15 protein-coding genes are annotated in these 15239 nt (G+C 68.1%); 11 read left to right on the plus strand and 4 right to left on the minus strand.

The genetic code is table 11. The features are described 5' to 3' along the window. Positions 1 to 2 precede the first annotated feature (2 nt). The gene (locus VFW69_RS23935) at positions 3 to 1010 is read left to right on the plus strand and encodes a Rieske 2Fe-2S domain-containing protein (RefSeq protein WP_526505313.1); all 1008 of its coding nucleotides are present in this window, start codon (positions 3 to 5) and stop codon (positions 1008 to 1010) included. Further along, on the plus strand, positions 1007 to 2089 hold the full coding sequence (locus tag VFW69_RS23940; RefSeq protein WP_526505315.1) for an NAD(P)H-dependent amine dehydrogenase family protein: 1083 nt from the start codon (positions 1007 to 1009) through the stop codon (positions 2087 to 2089). Before VFW69_RS23935 ends, VFW69_RS23940 begins: the two co-directional genes overlap by 4 nt. Positions 2090 to 2094: 5 nt before the next feature. On the opposite strand, the gene VFW69_RS23945 is transcribed toward VFW69_RS23940, so the two are convergent. After that, a complete protein-coding gene (locus VFW69_RS23945; RefSeq protein WP_526505317.1) occupies positions 2095 to 3453 on the minus strand; it encodes an HNH endonuclease signature motif containing protein in 1359 nt (452 codons plus the stop codon). A 124-nt stretch (positions 3454 to 3577) separates the two neighbouring features. Here VFW69_RS23945 and dapB point away from each other — a divergent pair, with 124 nt between their 5' ends. The 3 genes from dapB to VFW69_RS23960 are packed head-to-tail and all read left to right on the plus strand — an operon-like array spanning position 3578 to position 5228. Beyond that, complete coding sequence (gene dapB / locus VFW69_RS23950; RefSeq protein WP_526505319.1) at positions 3578 to 4315, plus strand: 4-hydroxy-tetrahydrodipicolinate reductase; 738 nt, start codon at positions 3578 to 3580, stop codon at positions 4313 to 4315. Then, a complete protein-coding gene (locus tag VFW69_RS23955) occupies positions 4312 to 4776 on the plus strand; it encodes a tetratricopeptide repeat protein (RefSeq protein ID WP_526505321.1) in 465 nt (154 codons plus the stop codon). The genes dapB and VFW69_RS23955 overlap by 4 nt, the downstream gene beginning before the upstream one ends. After that, on the plus strand, positions 4773 to 5228 hold the full coding sequence (locus VFW69_RS23960; protein WP_526505323.1) for a flavodoxin family protein: 456 nt from the start codon (positions 4773 to 4775) through the stop codon (positions 5226 to 5228). Before VFW69_RS23955 ends, VFW69_RS23960 begins: the two co-directional genes overlap by 4 nt. Here the strand turns inward: VFW69_RS23960 and VFW69_RS23965 are convergent. Both VFW69_RS23965 and VFW69_RS23970 read right to left on the minus strand, forming a co-directional pair. Beyond that, positions 5225 to 5725, minus strand: a complete 501-nt coding sequence (locus VFW69_RS23965; RefSeq protein WP_526505325.1) for a hypothetical protein — start codon at positions 5723 to 5725, stop codon at positions 5225 to 5227. The genes VFW69_RS23960 and VFW69_RS23965 overlap by 4 nt on opposite strands. A 43-nt stretch (positions 5726 to 5768) precedes the next feature. Continuing rightward, positions 5769 to 6602, minus strand: coding sequence for an acyl-CoA thioesterase domain-containing protein (locus VFW69_RS23970; protein WP_526505327.1), 834 nt, complete (start codon positions 6600 to 6602; stop codon positions 5769 to 5771). A gap of 39 nt (positions 6603 to 6641) precedes the next feature. Here VFW69_RS23970 and VFW69_RS23975 point away from each other — a divergent pair, with 39 nt between their 5' ends. Further along, on the plus strand, positions 6642 to 8174 hold the full coding sequence (locus VFW69_RS23975) for a class I adenylate-forming enzyme family protein (RefSeq protein WP_526505329.1): 1533 nt from the start codon (positions 6642 to 6644) through the stop codon (positions 8172 to 8174). Then, positions 8171 to 11398: a carboxyl transferase domain-containing protein gene (locus VFW69_RS23980; RefSeq protein ID WP_526505331.1), complete on the plus strand. Its 3228-nt coding sequence runs from the start codon at positions 8171 to 8173 to the stop codon at positions 11396 to 11398. The genes VFW69_RS23975 and VFW69_RS23980 overlap by 4 nt, the downstream gene beginning before the upstream one ends. Positions 11399 to 11418: 20 nt before the next feature. On the opposite strand, the gene VFW69_RS23985 is transcribed toward VFW69_RS23980, so the two are convergent. Next, entirely contained in the window at positions 11419 to 11748 is a 330-nt protein-coding gene (locus tag VFW69_RS23985) for a hypothetical protein (protein ID WP_007775027.1), read from the minus strand. Positions 11749 to 11882: 134 nt separating this feature from the next. Here VFW69_RS23985 and VFW69_RS23990 point away from each other — a divergent pair, with 134 nt between their 5' ends. The 4 genes from VFW69_RS23990 to VFW69_RS24005 all read left to right on the plus strand — a co-directional run bounded on the left by VFW69_RS23990 (position 11883) and on the right by VFW69_RS24005 (position 15233). Continuing rightward, complete coding sequence (locus VFW69_RS23990) at positions 11883 to 12665, plus strand: SDR family NAD(P)-dependent oxidoreductase (RefSeq protein WP_526505333.1); 783 nt, start codon at positions 11883 to 11885, stop codon at positions 12663 to 12665. After that, the gene (locus tag VFW69_RS23995) at positions 12662 to 13852 is read left to right on the plus strand and encodes an acyl-CoA dehydrogenase family protein (RefSeq protein ID WP_526505335.1); all 1191 of its coding nucleotides are present in this window, start codon (positions 12662 to 12664) and stop codon (positions 13850 to 13852) included. Before VFW69_RS23990 ends, VFW69_RS23995 begins: the two co-directional genes overlap by 4 nt. After that, a complete protein-coding gene (locus VFW69_RS24000; RefSeq protein WP_526505337.1) occupies positions 13849 to 14952 on the plus strand; it encodes an acyl-CoA dehydrogenase family protein in 1104 nt (367 codons plus the stop codon). Before VFW69_RS23995 ends, VFW69_RS24000 begins: the two co-directional genes overlap by 4 nt. An 86-nt stretch (positions 14953 to 15038) precedes the next feature. Beyond that, on the plus strand, positions 15039 to 15233 hold the full coding sequence (locus VFW69_RS24005; RefSeq protein ID WP_526505339.1) for a GNAT family N-acetyltransferase: 195 nt from the start codon (positions 15039 to 15041) through the stop codon (positions 15231 to 15233). Positions 15234 to 15239 lie beyond the last annotated feature (6 nt).

Here is a 15239-nt window from a genome sequence, read left to right on the forward strand (position 1 = left end):
CGATGGCTAAGCCACCGTTGTCAATGAAACCGACCGGCTGGTTCCAGGTCGCCTGGTCCGACGAGATCGGCGTCGGCGACGTGCACACGATGAAGTACTTCGGCCAGGAGATGGTCGCCTGGCGCGCGGAATCCGGCGAGCTCACGGTGATGAACGCCTACTGCGAGCACTTGGGCGCGCACCTGGGCTATGGCGGCAATGTCGTCGGCGAGGTGCTGCAGTGCCCGTTCCACGGGTGGCAGTGGAGCCAGGAAGGCCGCAATGTCTGTATCCCGTACCAGGATCGGCCCAACCGTGGCCGCCGCATCCGCACCTACCCGGTAATCGAGCGCAACGCGTCGGTGTACATCTGGCACGACCTGGACCGTCGCGAGCCCTACTTCGACGCGCCGGACGTGTTCGCCGCGTTCGAGGACGGCAGCGGCGCGGACGACTACTACCCGCAGCAGCGGCTGTACCGCGAGACCCTGGAACTGCAACCGCAATACGTGCTGGAAAACGGGGTGGACTTCGCGCACTTCAAGTACGTGCACAACACCCCGATCGTGCCGGTGTTCACCCGCCACGACTTCGCCGAGCCGGCGTCCTACGTCGACTTCACCATCACCTTCGAGGGCGACGACGCCCAGTTGATCGACGGCGTCAACAGCGGCGTGCAGGCCATCAACGGCGGACTGGGCATTGCGGTGACCAAGAGCTGGGGCATGATCGACAACCGCACCATCTCGGCGATCACGCCGATCGACGAGTTCACCTCCGATGTGCGCTTCATGGTCTACATCGGCCGGACGCCGCACAAAGACCCGGGCCGCGCCGCCGCCAAGGCCGACGAATTCGGGCGCGAAGTCATCCGCCAGTTCGAGCAGGACATCGAGATCTGGCGACACCAGCGCTATTCGGATCCGCTGGCACTGGCCACCGACGAGTACGAAGGCTTCACCGCAATCCGCAAGTGGGCCAAGCAGTTCTATCCCGAGGCATTCGCATCGCAGGAAGGCTTGAGGCAATGAGTGCAGCACCGGTTCGCGTCTTTCAGGTCGGGAGCGGCAACGTCGGCTCGGAGATGATCAAGCGGATCGCCGCCCAGCCCGACATCGAACTTGTTGGCGTGCACTGCTATTCGTCGGAGAAGGTGGGTAAGGACACCGGAGAGTTCGCCGGGCTGGCGCCCAACGGGGTGGCGTTCACCGCGACGATCGAGGAGATCATCGCCGCCAAGCCGGACGTGCTGACGTTCCACGGTGTGTTCCCCGACGAGGACCTTTACGTCAAAGTGCTTGAGGCGGGCATCAATATCGTCACCACCGCTGACTGGATCACCGGTTGGCACCGAGACAAGAACCATCCGCACCCGTCGGGCAAGCCGGTCAGCCGACTGTTGGCCGAGGCCGCCGAGAAGGGCGGCGCCACGTTCTACGGCACCGGGATGAACCCAGGGCTGAACCAGATCCTGGGCGTGGTGTGCTCGGCCGATGTCGCCGACATCGAGAACGTCACCACCATCGAATCGGTCGACGTGTCGTGCCACCACTCCAAGGACACCTGGATCGAGGTGGGGTATGGCCAGCCGGTCGACGACCCCGAAATCCCCTGGAAGCTGGAGAAGTACACCCGGGTGTTCGCCGACAGCGTGTACATGATGGCGGACTGCTTCGACCTGCGGCTCGACGAGGTCAAGTTCAGCTACGAGCTGGGCGCGTGCACCAAGGATGTCGACCTGGGCTGGTACACGCTGCCCAAAGGTTCGCTGGGCGGTAACTACATCAAGTACCAGGGCATGGTCGACGGCGTGCCGCGGGTCGAAACGCACCTGGAATGGCAGATGACTCCGCACACCGACCCCAGCTGGAACATCAAGGGCTGCTACATCACTCAGATTCAGGGCGACCCCTGCATCTACAACAAGCACATGATCTTCCCCAAGCCCGGCGTCGACCTGTCCAACCCTGACAACTTCGCCTCGATCGGCATGACCGTCACCGGCATGCCCGCGCTTGCCTCGATCAAATCGGTGGTCGCGGCGCCACCGGGACTCATCACCAGCTCCGACCTGCCGCTGCGCGGGTTCGCGGGGCGGTTCAAGAAGTAGATCGGTCACAGCGCTGCGCCCCCGTCCGAGAGGCGCTCGGGGTGGTGAAAGTCGTTGGTGCGCACGCCGCGGTCTAGCTGAGGCGGCGGTATCCACCCGGTATGGCCGTTATCAGTTCTCCTTGTCCGCCAGCCCTTTTCGGCCAGTTTGTGGTGTGGGACGCAGGCGAAGGTGAGGTTGTCAGCATCGGTTAGGCCGCCGGCCGCCCACTCGTCGAGATGGTGAACTTCGCACCAATAGCCCGGCGCGTCGCAGCCGGGGTGGGTGCAGCCGCGGTCATGCGCGTACAACACGATGCGCTGATCCGGCGTGGCAATGCGCCGCGCCCGGCCGAGGTACAGTGGGCGGCTCGAATGTTCGTCGAACACGGCGAGATAGTGGTAGGCGTGGCGGGCCATCCGGATCGCATCGCGCATCGGTAGCAGTGTGCCGCCACCGGTCACTGCGCGCCCGGCGCCCGACGTCAGTTCCTGCAGCGTGGTCGACACGATCACGGTGACCGGCAACCCGTTGTGCCGACCGAGTTTCGGGTCGCCCAGCTGGCCGCGCACCAGGGCGTTGAGTGCGTCGTGCTGGCGCTGCGCGGGACTGCGCATATCGCTGCGCGCGCGTTCGTCGTCGGGTTCGCCTGCGATGCACGGCGTTTGGTCGTCGGGATTGCACATCCCGGGGGCCGCGAACCGGGAGAGCCAGGCGTCCAGGTTGGCGCGCAGCTCCGGCGAGGCGATCAGCTTCGCGATGCTCATCCCGTCGGGCCGTTGACCGCACCAGGTGAAGCCGCGTTGGCGCGCGCGATCGGCGTCGGAGAACTTTCCGTCGGGGTTGATCCGCAGTGCGCACTGGTGTGCGAGCCTCTGCAACTGATCCGGGCGCAACGTCCGCGCCTGCTCGGCCAGGAATCGCTCGGCGTTTACCACCGTCGCAGCGGGTATGGACTGCGGGAGATCGCGGACGAACGTTTGAATGGCCCGCAGATGCTGACCGTCGAGCAGCCCGTCACGCCACGCCGCGGCTGTGGCCGGCAACTGCGGCGGCAGCTCCTGGCCGGTGAGGGTCAAGCGCGACGACAACTCGGTGGCGTCGCGAAGCCGACGGCACGCCTCGGCACAGCTGATCCGCAGCCAGTCGGCCACCACTTTGTGCACCGGGCCACCGATGTCGGCGGGATCCTCCGCCGCCAGGCCGGCAATGACGTCATGGCTCACCGCGATCTGTCGCCGGCGCGAGGTTTCCATCCGTTCGAGCACGCGCAGCCGGACGGCGGGGCTCAGCGCATCGAAGTTCAGCCCGCGGAGCGCCGCGTCGGCGGCGTCCTGCGCGGCCAGGGCGGCGGATACCTCGGCCGGGAACTCGATCGAATGCATGTTCGAATTTTATGGCCGATCATCTACCCGAGCCACGGCGAAACTCCCCGCCTGTGGATGAAAGCCCAACTGGGGACAAAGCCGATCCAAAGCCCGTCCGACGCCCCGGTCTAGGGTGAAGACCATGCGGGTAGGAGTGCTGGGAGCAAAGGGCAAGGTCGGTGCGGCCATGGTGGCGGGTGTGCAGGCCACTGACGACCTGAGCCTGTCGGCCGAAGTGGACGCCGGTGATCCGATGAGCCAACTGACCGAGGGCAACACCGAGGTCGTCATCGACTTCACCCACCCCGACGTGGTGATGGACAATCTGAAGTTCGTCATAGGCAACGGAATTCACGCCGTCGTGGGGACGACGGGCTTTACCGGCGAGCGGCTGCAGCAGGTGCAGGATTGGCTCACCGACAGCCCCGGCACGTCGGTGTTGATCGCGCCCAACTTCGCGATCGGGGCGGTGCTGTCGATGCACTTCGCCAAGCAGGCCGCGCCCTTCTTCGACTCGGCCGAGGTGATCGAGCTGCATCACCCGCACAAGGCCGACGCCCCGTCGGGCACCGCGACCCGCACCGCGAAGTTGATCGCCGAGTCGCGAAAAGGCTTGCCGCCCAACCCCGATGCCACCAGCACCAGCCTGCCGGGCGCGCGCGGCGCCGACGTCGACGGCATCCCGGTGCACTCAGTGCGGCTGGCCGGGCTGGTCGCCCATCAGGAGATCCTGTTCGGCACCGAGGGGGAGACGCTGACCATCCGCCACGACAGCATCGACCGGACCTCGTTCGTGCCCGGTGTGCTGCTGGCCGTGCGGCGGATCAAGGAACACCCCGGCCTGACGGTGGGTCTAGAGGCCCTGCTCAATCTGCAATGAGCGATACCGCGCGGGTGGTGCGCACCCAACTGCTCGTCGCCTTCATGTGCGTGGCGCTGTTGGTTTACTTCGTGCTGTTGGGGCGCGTGGCCGTCGCGATGATCGGCTCCGGCCGCGCGGCCGCCATCGGCCTCGGGCTGGCGGTGTTGATCCTTCCCGTGATCGGGCTATGGGCGATGATCGCCACCCTGCGCGCCGGATTCGCGCACCAGAAGCTGGCCCGGCTGATCGCGGCCGACGGAATGGAACTGGATACCAGTGCACTGCCGCGCAGGCCGTCGGGCCGCATCCAGCGCGTCGCGGCCGACGAACTGTTCGCCACGGTGCGCACCGAAGTCCAGGACCACCCCGATGATTGGCGCCGCTGGTACCGACTGGCCCGCGCGTATGACTACGCGGGGGATCGCCGCCGCGCCCGCGAGGCCATGAAGACGGCGGTCAGCCTGCAGGGCCGCCGATGAGCAAGACGCTGCTGATCGTGCATCACACGCCGTCGCCGCACACCCACGAGATGTTCGAGGCCGTGGTCTCCGGCGCGACCGACCCCGACATCGAGGGCGTCGAGCTGCTGCGGCGCCCGGCGCTGACGGTCTCGCCGGCCGAGATGCTGGCCGCCGACGGCTACCTGCTGGGCACCCCGGCAAACCTCGGCTACATCTCGGGTGCCCTCAAGCACGCGTTCGACTGCGCGTACTACCAACTGCTCGACTCGACGCGCGGGCGACCGTTCGGGCTGTACCTACACGGCAACGAGGGCACCGAGGGCGCCGAACGTGCCGTCGACACCATCACCACCGGGCTGGGATGGTCCAAAGCCGCAGCGACCATTATTGTTTCGGGCAAGCCCAGCAAGGACGAGCTGCAAGCGTGCTGGGAGCTCGGGGCGACGGTCGCGGCCCAGCTGATGGACTAGCCGAAGGCCGGTTCTCGACGGCCCGATGCCGTGGCGGCGTATCCCAGTGCCCCGACGAGGACCGCGAACTTGATCAGCGCGGCGACCTGTGCGCGCCGCGCATGCACGCCGATACGTGTCCCGCGCAAGACTTTCAGCAGTGAAACTCCCTCCACCGCATCACCCGCGACGGCGACGAGCACTGCGGCGGGCAAACCAGCCGGGTGGCCACGTCGCCGGCGTGCGCGCTCGACGAGTAGCGCCGTCAACACGCCGTAGGTAGCCATGTAGCCGAAGTCGAGCCACAACGACAGGCGCGCAGCCCGCCGACCGTTGGCGCCCCACCGGGTCATGATGTCTTCGGCTCGAGATGCACTGCCGGCCAACTCAAATGCGATGATCCCCGGCCCACCACTGCCCCGCATGCGACGTTCTAGCGCGAGCATCACCGCCGTGTAGCCGAGGAAGGACGCGGCGGCCGGCGCGAGGCGACTGTCCGGTACGTGCTCGCTCACCATGCAAGGCTCCCGTGAAACGGCCCGCGAGTCCAGGGTGCCCCGCCTAGGCGTAGGTCGGCCTGAACGCGTCGGCGGGCTGGGCCACGGCCAGTGCGGAACTCGTACCGATCGGCCCGTGCCGGTCGAACAGCGTCGCGGCGCCGGTGGCGACGCCGGCCGTGCCGTAGTGGCTCTGGGCGGCCAGACCGAGGAACTCGCCGTCGGGCAATCGGCTCGCGGTGACGGTGTAGTCGGCGTTGATGTAGCGCAAGCCACCGGTGCCCCAATGGGTGAGCGAACTGGTGATGTCACCGACGAAGGCCAGGCGGGTGAACGGCGTGAGCGGGTGCCCGTGAACCATCGGACGAAACAGCCGCGCCCAGGCGAACTTCTGGGAGTGGGTCTGTTCCCATTCGCCGGCGGCGATTCCCGGACTGCCTTGCAACGTCGCGCCATACCCCCAGATGAGAAACGGCATCTCCTCTCCGAACCCGTCCGAGGATGCCGGGAGCGGCGGCATCTGCGCCGGCGACGACCACACCTGCCCGTCGGGATGATCACCGCGGCGCAGGAACAGCGCGCTGGCCCGGGCGACGACGGTGCCGTTCTGAAGCAGGCTGCCGTCGACCAGCTTGATGCGGCGGCCCTCGCGCTGCACCGAGGTCTGGATCTGCACTGGCTCCATCAGGGCCGGGCGCAATAAGTCAACCGTGAAGCGGGCGGGCTGCAGGCCCGGATCGATGCCGGATTGCTCTATGCCCCAACCCAACAGGCCCCCGACGATCTGGCCGCCCATCGCCGAGCCCCACGGGCCTTGCGTCATCTGGCCCGGAACATAGGAATCGCCGTCTACAGTGAAGAACGCCTCGGGCATGATGGCGGAGTCCTCGATCGTCACCGCTATCACGATAGGACACCGGATTAGTAAGGACCGGGCATGCCTCCAGTAATCGAAATTCCGCGCGACCGCAACCCGTTCCCGATGACCGGCGCGTCGCGCGGCCGCGACGGCATTCCGCGCTTTGACGAGCTGCCCGCCACCCTGCTGGACATGCTCGCCGAGCAGGTCGACGCCCGGCCGGACGCCGAAGCCCTGGTCGAGCTGGGCGCCGGGCGGCTGACATACCGGCAGCTCTGGGATCGTGCGGCGCGGGTCGCCGGTGGGCTGCGCGCGGGCGGCCTGAAACCTGGCGACCGCGTCGCGGTGCGTTACCCCGCCGGAATCGACTGGGCGCTGGCGTTCTGGGGCGCGGTGATGGCCGGTGGCGTTGTGGTGGCGGTCAACACGCGATCGGCGCAACCCGAGGTCGAGTTCGTCCTGTCCGACTCGGGTGCGCAGGTGGATCTGGCGCCGGACGCCGCGCTGCCCGACGGGCGGCCATACGTCACCGAGCAACTCGGCCGCACCGACACGGCAGCCCTGTTCTACACGTCGGGCACCACCGGCCACCCCAAGGGCGTGCCGACCACGCACGAGGCATTCCTGACCAACACTGAGAACGCGATCCGCTGTCTGCAACAGCCGCGGGATCTCGGTGAAGCGATGCGCACGCTCATCTCGGTGCCGCTGTTCCACGTGACGGGTTGCAACACCCAGCTGCTGGCCGCTGCCCGGCTCGGGGGAGCCTCGGTGATCATGCCCGCGCTCAACCTGGACGCGTTGCTCACCACGCTGACCGCCGAGCGTGTTTCGGTCATGGTCACAGTGCCGGCAATCTACTCGTTGTTGTTGCGGCACAGTGGGTTTTCCGCGCTCGATGTGTCGAACGTGCGGTGGGTGGGCTACGGCGGTGCACCGATCGCCCCGTCGCTGGTGCGGTCGGTGAAGAACGCGTTCGGCCACGCCACGGTGTTCAACGGCTATGGCATGACGGAGACGGCATCACTGATGACGGTGCTGCCAGACAGCGAGGCCGTGGATCACGCCGACTCCGTCGGATATGCGGTCCCATCGGTGGACCTCGGGGTGATCCCGTTCGGGGACGACCCCGGTGTGGGGGAACTGGTGGCGCGGGGCGCAAATGTGACCACCGGCTACTGGAATCGGCCGGAGGCGACCGCCACGACCTTTGTGGACGGCTGGCTGCACACCGGCGACGTGGTGCGCGTCGACGATGCCGGCCGGGTGCACATCGTCGACCGGCTCAAGGACATCATCAACCGCGGTGGTGAGAACGTCTCCAGCGTCGAGGTGGAGGCCGTGCTACTGGCGGCGCCCAACGTGGCCGATGCCTGCGTGCTCGGGGTTTCCGACGACGTCATGGGGGAGAAGGTGGGGGCGGTGTTGTTCGGCGGCGACGACGAAATCGACGTCCCGGCGGTGCTCGACCACTGCCGAAGCCAGCTGGCCGATTTCAAAGTGCCGCAATATGTCACGGTGGTCGCTCACGCGCTGCCGCGCAATGCCGGCGGCAAACTGCTCAAGGCCAGACTCCGCGAGCAGGTCCAGTGGGGAGAGCCGCTGCGATGAGCCCGAGCCTACTGGTCGCCAACCGAGGCGAGATTGCACTTCGAATCATCCGAACCGCAATCGAATTGGGCATGCGCACGATCGCGGTTTATGCCGAGGACGATGCGGAGAGCCCGCATGTGCACGCGGCCGACGAGGCGATCGGCCTGCCCGGCAGCGGCCCTCGTGCCTACCTGGACCAGTCCGCCGTGTTGGCTGCGGCGAAAAGCTCCGGGGCGGATCTGATCCATCCCGGATACGGATTCCTCAGCGAGAACGCCGAATTCGCCGACGCCTGCGCGACGGGCGGCTACACGTTTGTGGGCCCCGACGCCCGGGTGCTCGAGCTGCTCGGCAACAAGACGTCGGCCCGCGGCGCCGCGATCGCCGCCGGGGTACCGGTGTTGCCGGCGACCGAGGGGCCGAACAGCGTCGAGGACATCAAGGCATTCTTCGCCGAGCAGGGTGGCGGCATCATGATCAAGGCCCTCGCCGGTGGCGGAGGGCGCGGAATGCGCAAGGTGCACAACGCCGATCAGATCGATGACGCCTACCAGCGCTGCGCCGCCGAGGCGCAGCTGGGCTTCGGCGATCCCGCGCTGTTCGCCGAGGCGCTGCTCACCGACGCGCGTCACATCGAGGTGCAGATCGTCGCCGCGCCGGCCGGGCACCAGACGCACGCGCACGCGGTCGGCGACCGCGACTGCAGCATCCAGCGGCGCTACCAGAAGCTTATCGAAATCGCTCCCGCTCAAGGGATTTCGGATGACCTGCGCCCAGCCCTGCACCGGGCGGCGGCGCGGTTGTGCGCCCGCGTGGGCCTGCGCGGTGTGGCCACGGTCGAATTTTTGGTCACCGGCGAGGAGTTCGTCTTCCTCGAAGTCAACCCACGAATCCAGGTCGAGCACACCGTCACCGAGGAAACCACCGGGCTCGACCTGGTGGCAGTCCAGCTGGCCATCGCCGGCGGCGCATCCTTCTACCAGCTGGGGCTGGCATCCGGAATCGCCTCCGACGGCCTGGAAGTCATCGGCGAGCCGGCCGCACGACACGGAATCGCCATTCAACTCCGGGTCAACATGGAGGCCTTCGGGCCCGACTTCTCCGTCGTCGGATCGGCGGGCACGCTCACGGTCTTCTCCCCGCCCAGCGGTCCCGGCGTGCGTGTCGACACGTATGGCCGGGCCGGATTGGTGATAAGCCCCCAATACGATTCGCTGCTGGCCAAACTCATCGTCGATGTGCACGGGTCGTCGTGGCGGGCGGCGGTCCGCAAGGCCCGCACCGCCCTGGCCGAGTTCGGCATCGAGGGCGTCCACACCAACATCGGATTCCTGCGCGAGCTGCTGAGCGACGATCGGATCGAGTCCGGTTGGGTGAGCACCGGATTCCTCGATGAGAAGCTCCCCGAATTGGCCCAAGCCGCGCTGTCTCACCAGCGAGAACCGCGGGTGGCCGCGGTCGAGCTCTATCCGGGCGAGGACGCGCTGCGCGCCCAGCTGCCCGGTACCGTGGTCGAGGTGGCGCCCGAGGGAGCCGAATACACCGCGGGCAGCCAGCTGGTTGTCCTGGAAGCGATGAAGATGCAGCACGTGCTGGTCGCGCCGGACGCGCTGCGGGCCGTCCGGATCCTGGTGACGCCCGGCCAGGTGGTTGGCACCGGAGACCCGCTGCTGGTCTTCACCCGCACGGCGGGCGTTGATGACGGCGAGTCCGTCTCGGGCGCAACGGATCTCGACCGGCCGCGTGGCGATCTCGACGAGGTCGTGCACCGGCATTCCCTGACGCTCGATGAGGGTCGCCAGGCCGCGGTTGCCAAGCGGCACAACCAAGGTCGGCGCACCGCACGAGAGAACATCGCCGACCTCGTCGATCCCGACAGCTTCGTCGAATACGGTGCGCTGGCCATCGCGGCGCAGCGCAGCCGTCGCTCGGAAGAGGACCTGATCGTCAACACGCCGGCCGACGGCCTGGTCGCCGGCCTGGCCACCATCGGCGCGGACCGGTTCGGGCCGGCCGCGACGCAGGCCGTCGTGGTGTCCTACGACTACACCGTGCTGGCCGGCACCCAGGGCATGCGCAACCACGCCAAGACCGACCGCGTGTTCGACCTCGCCGGGCGAAAGCGGTTGCCGGTGGTGCTGTTCGCCGAGGGCGGCGGAGGCCGGCCGGGGGACACCGACGTCGGTGGCGCCGCCGGGCTGGACGTCCCGACCTTCCGGATGCTGGCGGGACTGAGCGGGAAAGTGCCGCTGGTATCGGTCGTCTCGGGCCGGTGCTTCGCCGGCAACGCCGCACTGGCCGGGGTGTGCGACGTGATCATCGCAACACCGGACGCCAACATCGGGATGGGCGGGCCGGCGATGATCGAGGGCGGCGGGCTGGGCGTGTATCCGGCCGAGGCGATCGGGCCGATCGGCGTGCAGCGCCACAACGGCGTGGTCAGCCTGGTCGCCCGGGACGAGACGCATGCGGTCGCACTGGCCAAGCAATACCTGTCGTACTTTCAGGGCTCCGTGAGCGACTGGGCGGCGCCCGATCCGCGGCTGGCCCGGCATGTGGTGCCCCAGAACCGGTTACGCGCCTACGATGTGCACCGGGCGATCGAGGCGATCGTCGATGTCGGATCGGTGCTTGAGCTGCGGGGAGACTACGGCGTGGGAATCGTCACCGCGCTGGTGCGCGTCGAAGGAGTGCCGTACGGATTGATCGCCAACAGCACCCATCACCTGGGTGGCGCGATCGACGCCGAGGCCGCCGACAAGACCGGCGACTTCCTGGCTTTATGCGAATCGTTCGGGTTGCCGGTGATCTCGCTGTGCGACACCCCGGGCTTCATGGTCGGGCCCGACGCGGAGATCCAAGCAGCGGTCCGCCGCTTTGGCCGGATGTTCGTCCTGGGCGCGCGGCTGACGGTGCCGCTGGGAATGATCATCTTGCGCAAGGGTTATGGGCTCGGCGCGATGGCGATGGCCGGCGGTTCATTCCGCGCCCCCCACTTCACCGTCGCGTGGCCGACCGGGGAAATTGGCGGCATGGGGCTAGAAGGCGCCGTACGCCTTGGGTTCAGCAAGGAGTTGGCCGCCATCGACGACCCCGCCGAGCGGCAGAGCCTGTTCGATCGCCTGGTGGCCGCGGCCTACGAGCACGGAAAGGCGCTGCGGTCGGCCACCACGTTCGAACTGGATGACGTCATAGACCCAGCAACCTCCCGGGCCTGGATCACCAGGCTCTCGGGAGGCTGAAGGGTCGCGCGATTATGCGATCACGCGTGGCCGGAGCCGCAGCCGACGCCGGGCAGACAGCCGGTGCCGCCGGGAATGCCACCCGGGCCCGCGTTCTGCCCGCCGGAGCCGCAGCCGACGCCCGGGACGCAGCCCTGGCCGCCCGGACCACCGCCGGGGCCGTTGAACTGGCCGCCCGAGCCGCAGTTTCCGTTGGCGTCGCAGCCGCCGCCACCCGGGTCGTCCTTGAACGTCACGTGCGTGGGCGCGGGGGAGTTGGCGGCTGGTCCGGCGACGTAGACGTCAGCAGCGGCCGCGGGCGCGGCGGCGATGGCCGCAGCGACAGCACCGGCGACAACCAGAGGTTTCATGAGTGTCAATTTCGATAACATGTGCCTGGCATACCACCTCAACACATATCCAAAACATCCCGAATAAAATTCGCCAGCAAACAAAGTCCGCGCTGCTGGACGGCGGCTCTCACCGCGACGGAAGGCCCGACACCATGACCTCACAAGATCTGACCGGCCGCACCGCGATCGTCACCGGCGCGTCGCGCGGAATCGGCCTTTCGATAGCCCAGCAGTTGGCGGCCGCGGGAGCCAATGTGGTGCTCACCGCGCGCAAGCAGGAGGCCGCCGACGAGGCCGCCGCCCAGGTGGGAAAGCAGGCCCTGGGGGTGGGCGCCCATGCCGTCGACGAGGACGCGGCGCTGCGCTGCGTCGAGCTCACGCTGGAGCGCTTCGGCAGCGTCGACATCCTGATCAACAATGCCGGAACCAACCCGGCCTACGGTCCGCTGATCGACCAGGATCACGCCCGTTTCACCAAGATCTTCGACGTCAACCTGTGGGCTCCGCTGCTGTGGACCTCACTTGTCGTCAAGTCGTGGATGGGTGAGCACGGCGGAGCGATCGTCAACACGGCCTCCATCGGCGGCATGCATCAATCGCCGGCGATGGGCATGTACAACGCCACCAAGGCCGCGCTGATCCACGTCACCAAGCAACTGGCGCTGGAACTCTCGCCGCGCGTCAGGGTCAACGCCATCTGCCCGGGTGTGGTACGCACCCGCCTGGCCGAGGCGCTGTGGAAGGACCACGAGGACCCGTTGGCGTCGTCGATCGCGCTCGGGCGCATCGGGGAGCCGGTCGACGTGGCCGCGGCCGTCGCCTTCCTGGTTTCCGACGCGGCGAGCTGGATCACCGGCGAGACCATGGTGATCGACGGTGGCCTGCTGCTCGGCGCCGCACAGGGATTCCAGTCCGCACCGGGCGGCGGGCAATGACCACCGTTGATACGGGTGCCCTGGACGCGCGGGTTCAGGCACTGCTCGACGAGCGCGATCCGGTAACCAGCGACCCACGGGATTTCCTTGGCGCGCAATACGATGCGGGCCTGGCCTGGGTGCACCTACCGCACGGTTTCGGCGGGCTGGAGCTGCCGCGCACCGCCCAGGAGCGAGTCGATGCCCGCCTTGCCGCCGCCGGTGCGCCGGTGGGCGGCACCCACAAGAACTACATCGGCATGGGCATGGCGGCGCCGACCATCGCGGCGTTCGGCACCGACGAGCAGAAGCGAAGGTTCCTGCGCCCGTTGTTCACCGGGGAGCAGATCTACTGTCAGCTGTTCAGCGAGCCGGGCGCCGGATCGGACCTCGCGGGGGTGGCCACCCGCGCGGTGCGCGACGGTGACGACTGGATTATCAACGGGCAGAAGGTGTGGACGTCGCAGGCGCAGCACGCGCAGATGGCCATCCTGGTCGCCCGGACCGATCCGGCCGTGCCCAAACACCATGGTCTGACCTATTTTCTCTGCGACATGACGCAACCGGGTGTCGAGATCCGGCCGTTGCGCCAGATCACCGGCGAGGCGGAATTCAACGAGGTGTTCCTCACCGACGTCCGGGTGCCCGATGCGAATCGGCTCGGCCCGGAGGGCGGTGGCTGGCGGGTCGCGACCACCACCCTCAACAACGAACGCGTCGCCATCGGGTCGCGCGCCGGGGTTCCCCGGGAAGGCGGCCATATCGGCAAGGTCACCGCCGCCTGGCGCGACGAGCCGGCGCTGCGCAACCCCGCAATGCACGACCAACTGATGCGGCTGTGGGTTGAGGCGGAGGTCCTTAGGCTGGCCGGCGAACGGTTGCGGCAACAGGCGGCCACCGGTCAGCCCGGCCCCGAAGGTGCCGGCATGAAGGTGGCGTTCGCCAAGCTGGCACAAGCGATTTCGGGCTTCGAGATCGAGCTGCACGGCGAAGCAGCGCTGCTCTACGATGACTGGACCATGCGCAGGCCCGAGACGGTCGACCTGGTCGGTCGCGGGCCCGGCTACCGCTACCTGCGGGCGCGCGGCAATTCGATCGAGGGCGGTACGTCAGAAATCCTGCGCAACACCATTTCCGAGCGGATCCTCGGCCTGCCGGGTGAACATCGTGTCGACAAAGACGCCGCCTGGAAGGACCTCCCGCGATGAGCGCGCACAACGCCGACCTGCTGTACTCCGACACCGAAGAGGCGTTGCGGGCCGGCGTCCGTCAGCTGTTCGCCGAGCGGTGTCCGCCCGAATCGGTGACGCGGCTGTACGACGAGCAACCACAAGACTTTTCGGGCGTGTGGCGCACGCTGGCGACCGAATTGGGCGTGGCCGGCCTGCTGGTTCCGGAATCATTGGGGGGCGCCGGCGCGAGCGCCCGCGAGGCGGCCGTGGTCATGGAGGAGATCGGGCGGGCCGTTGCGCCAGTGCCGTTTTTGTCCAGCGCGGTCCTCGCCACGATCGCGCTGCTGCGGGCCGGTGACACCGCGACCGTATCGGCGCTTGCCCAGGGCGAGTTGACGGCGGCGTTGGTGGTCTCGCTGTCCAGCGCACCGGGCGACCCGGTTACGGCGGTCAGCGCCGGCGCCGACGGACTGAGCGGGTCGGTCACCAGCGTGGCCGGTGCCGACGCCGCCGATGTGCTGGTGGTGCCGGTCGCCGGACGCGACGGGCTCGAGCTACACACCGTCGCCCGCGACGCCGCGGGCGTGCAGATTTCACCGCTGCTCGCGCTGGATATGACCAGACCCCTTGCCGCCGTGTCGTTTTCGGGATCTCCGTCGTCCCGGGTCGGGGCGGGCGACGAGCCGGTCAGCGAGGCCATCCGGACTGGAGCGGCCCTGCTGGCGTCCGAGCAGCTCGGGGTCGCCCAATGGTGCTTCGAAACCACGCTGGAGTACGTCAGGCAACGCAGGCAGTTCGGCCGCACGATCGGCTCCTATCAGGCGATCAAGCACCGGTTGGCGGATCTGTGGTCCGACGTCGGCGCGGCGACCGCCGCGGCGCGCTATGCGGCCGACACCTGCGCCCGGGGCGCGCAAGACGCGGACACGGCGGCGGCGATCGCCCAGGCCTTCTGCGGCGAGGTCGCCGTGCATGCCGCCGAAGAGTGCGTACAGCTGCACGGCGGCATCGGTATGACCTGGGAATATCCCGCGCACCTGTACCTCAAGCGAGCCAAGAGCGACCAGTTGGCATTCGGCACCGCCTACCGTCACCGCGCCCGGCTGGCCGAACTGGTGGACCTACCGGCGTTCTGACGTTCGCGGTGCCCTCGGCCATGCGCATGCGGACGCCAGGCCGAGGGATAGAGTTTGCCGACCACACGTCTTTCGGAGCTGGGCGAATGCAAGTGTTGCTGTCGGCGTACGACTCGCGCGGAGGAGTCGAGCCGCTCGCCGCGCTCGCGGTGCATCTGCGGGCGCTGGGCGCCGGCCGGATCGACAGCGCGTGCCATCGCAGCAACACGGCCGCCTGGCGCTTCTACGAGCGGCAGGGGTTCCGGCCGCTCGACGAGGAGCGCATCGCGCTACTGCTCTAGAATCCG

Origin of the sequence: Mycobacterium sp. (assembly GCF_036273375.1) — a bacterium.
Classification (GTDB): domain Bacteria; phylum Actinomycetota; class Actinomycetes; order Mycobacteriales; family Mycobacteriaceae; genus Mycobacterium.

Excerpts from the sequence above, each read along its gene's own strand:
- VFW69_RS23980 (WP_526505331.1), top strand. The coding sequence starts at position 8,171 with ATGAGCCCGAGCCTACTGGTCGCCAACCGAGGCGAGATTGCACTTCGA.
- VFW69_RS23975 (WP_526505329.1), top strand. The coding sequence starts at position 6,642 with ATGCCTCCAGTAATCGAAATTCCGCGCGACCGCAACCCGTTCCCGATG.
- VFW69_RS23955 (WP_526505321.1), top strand. The coding sequence starts at position 4,312 with ATGAGCGATACCGCGCGGGTGGTGCGCACCCAACTGCTCGTCGCCTTC.
- VFW69_RS24000 (WP_526505337.1), top strand. The coding sequence starts at position 13,849 with ATGAGCGCGCACAACGCCGACCTGCTGTACTCCGACACCGAAGAGGCG.
- VFW69_RS23960 (WP_526505323.1), top strand. The coding sequence starts at position 4,773 with ATGAGCAAGACGCTGCTGATCGTGCATCACACGCCGTCGCCGCACACC.
- VFW69_RS23965 (WP_526505325.1), bottom strand. The coding sequence starts at position 5,725 with ATGGTGAGCGAGCACGTACCGGACAGTCGCCTCGCGCCGGCCGCCGCG.
- VFW69_RS23940 (WP_526505315.1), top strand. The coding sequence starts at position 1,007 with ATGAGTGCAGCACCGGTTCGCGTCTTTCAGGTCGGGAGCGGCAACGTC.
- VFW69_RS23935 (WP_526505313.1), top strand. The coding sequence starts at position 3 with ATGGCTAAGCCACCGTTGTCAATGAAACCGACCGGCTGGTTCCAGGTC.
- VFW69_RS23945 (WP_526505317.1), bottom strand. The coding sequence starts at position 3,453 with ATGCATTCGATCGAGTTCCCGGCCGAGGTATCCGCCGCCCTGGCCGCG.
- VFW69_RS23990 (WP_526505333.1), top strand. The coding sequence starts at position 11,883 with ATGACCTCACAAGATCTGACCGGCCGCACCGCGATCGTCACCGGCGCG.
- VFW69_RS23985 (WP_007775027.1), bottom strand. The coding sequence starts at position 11,748 with ATGAAACCTCTGGTTGTCGCCGGTGCTGTCGCTGCGGCCATCGCCGCC.
- dapB (WP_526505319.1), top strand. The coding sequence starts at position 3,578 with ATGCGGGTAGGAGTGCTGGGAGCAAAGGGCAAGGTCGGTGCGGCCATG.
- VFW69_RS24005 (WP_526505339.1), top strand. The coding sequence starts at position 15,039 with ATGCAAGTGTTGCTGTCGGCGTACGACTCGCGCGGAGGAGTCGAGCCG.
- VFW69_RS23995 (WP_526505335.1), top strand. The coding sequence starts at position 12,662 with ATGACCACCGTTGATACGGGTGCCCTGGACGCGCGGGTTCAGGCACTG.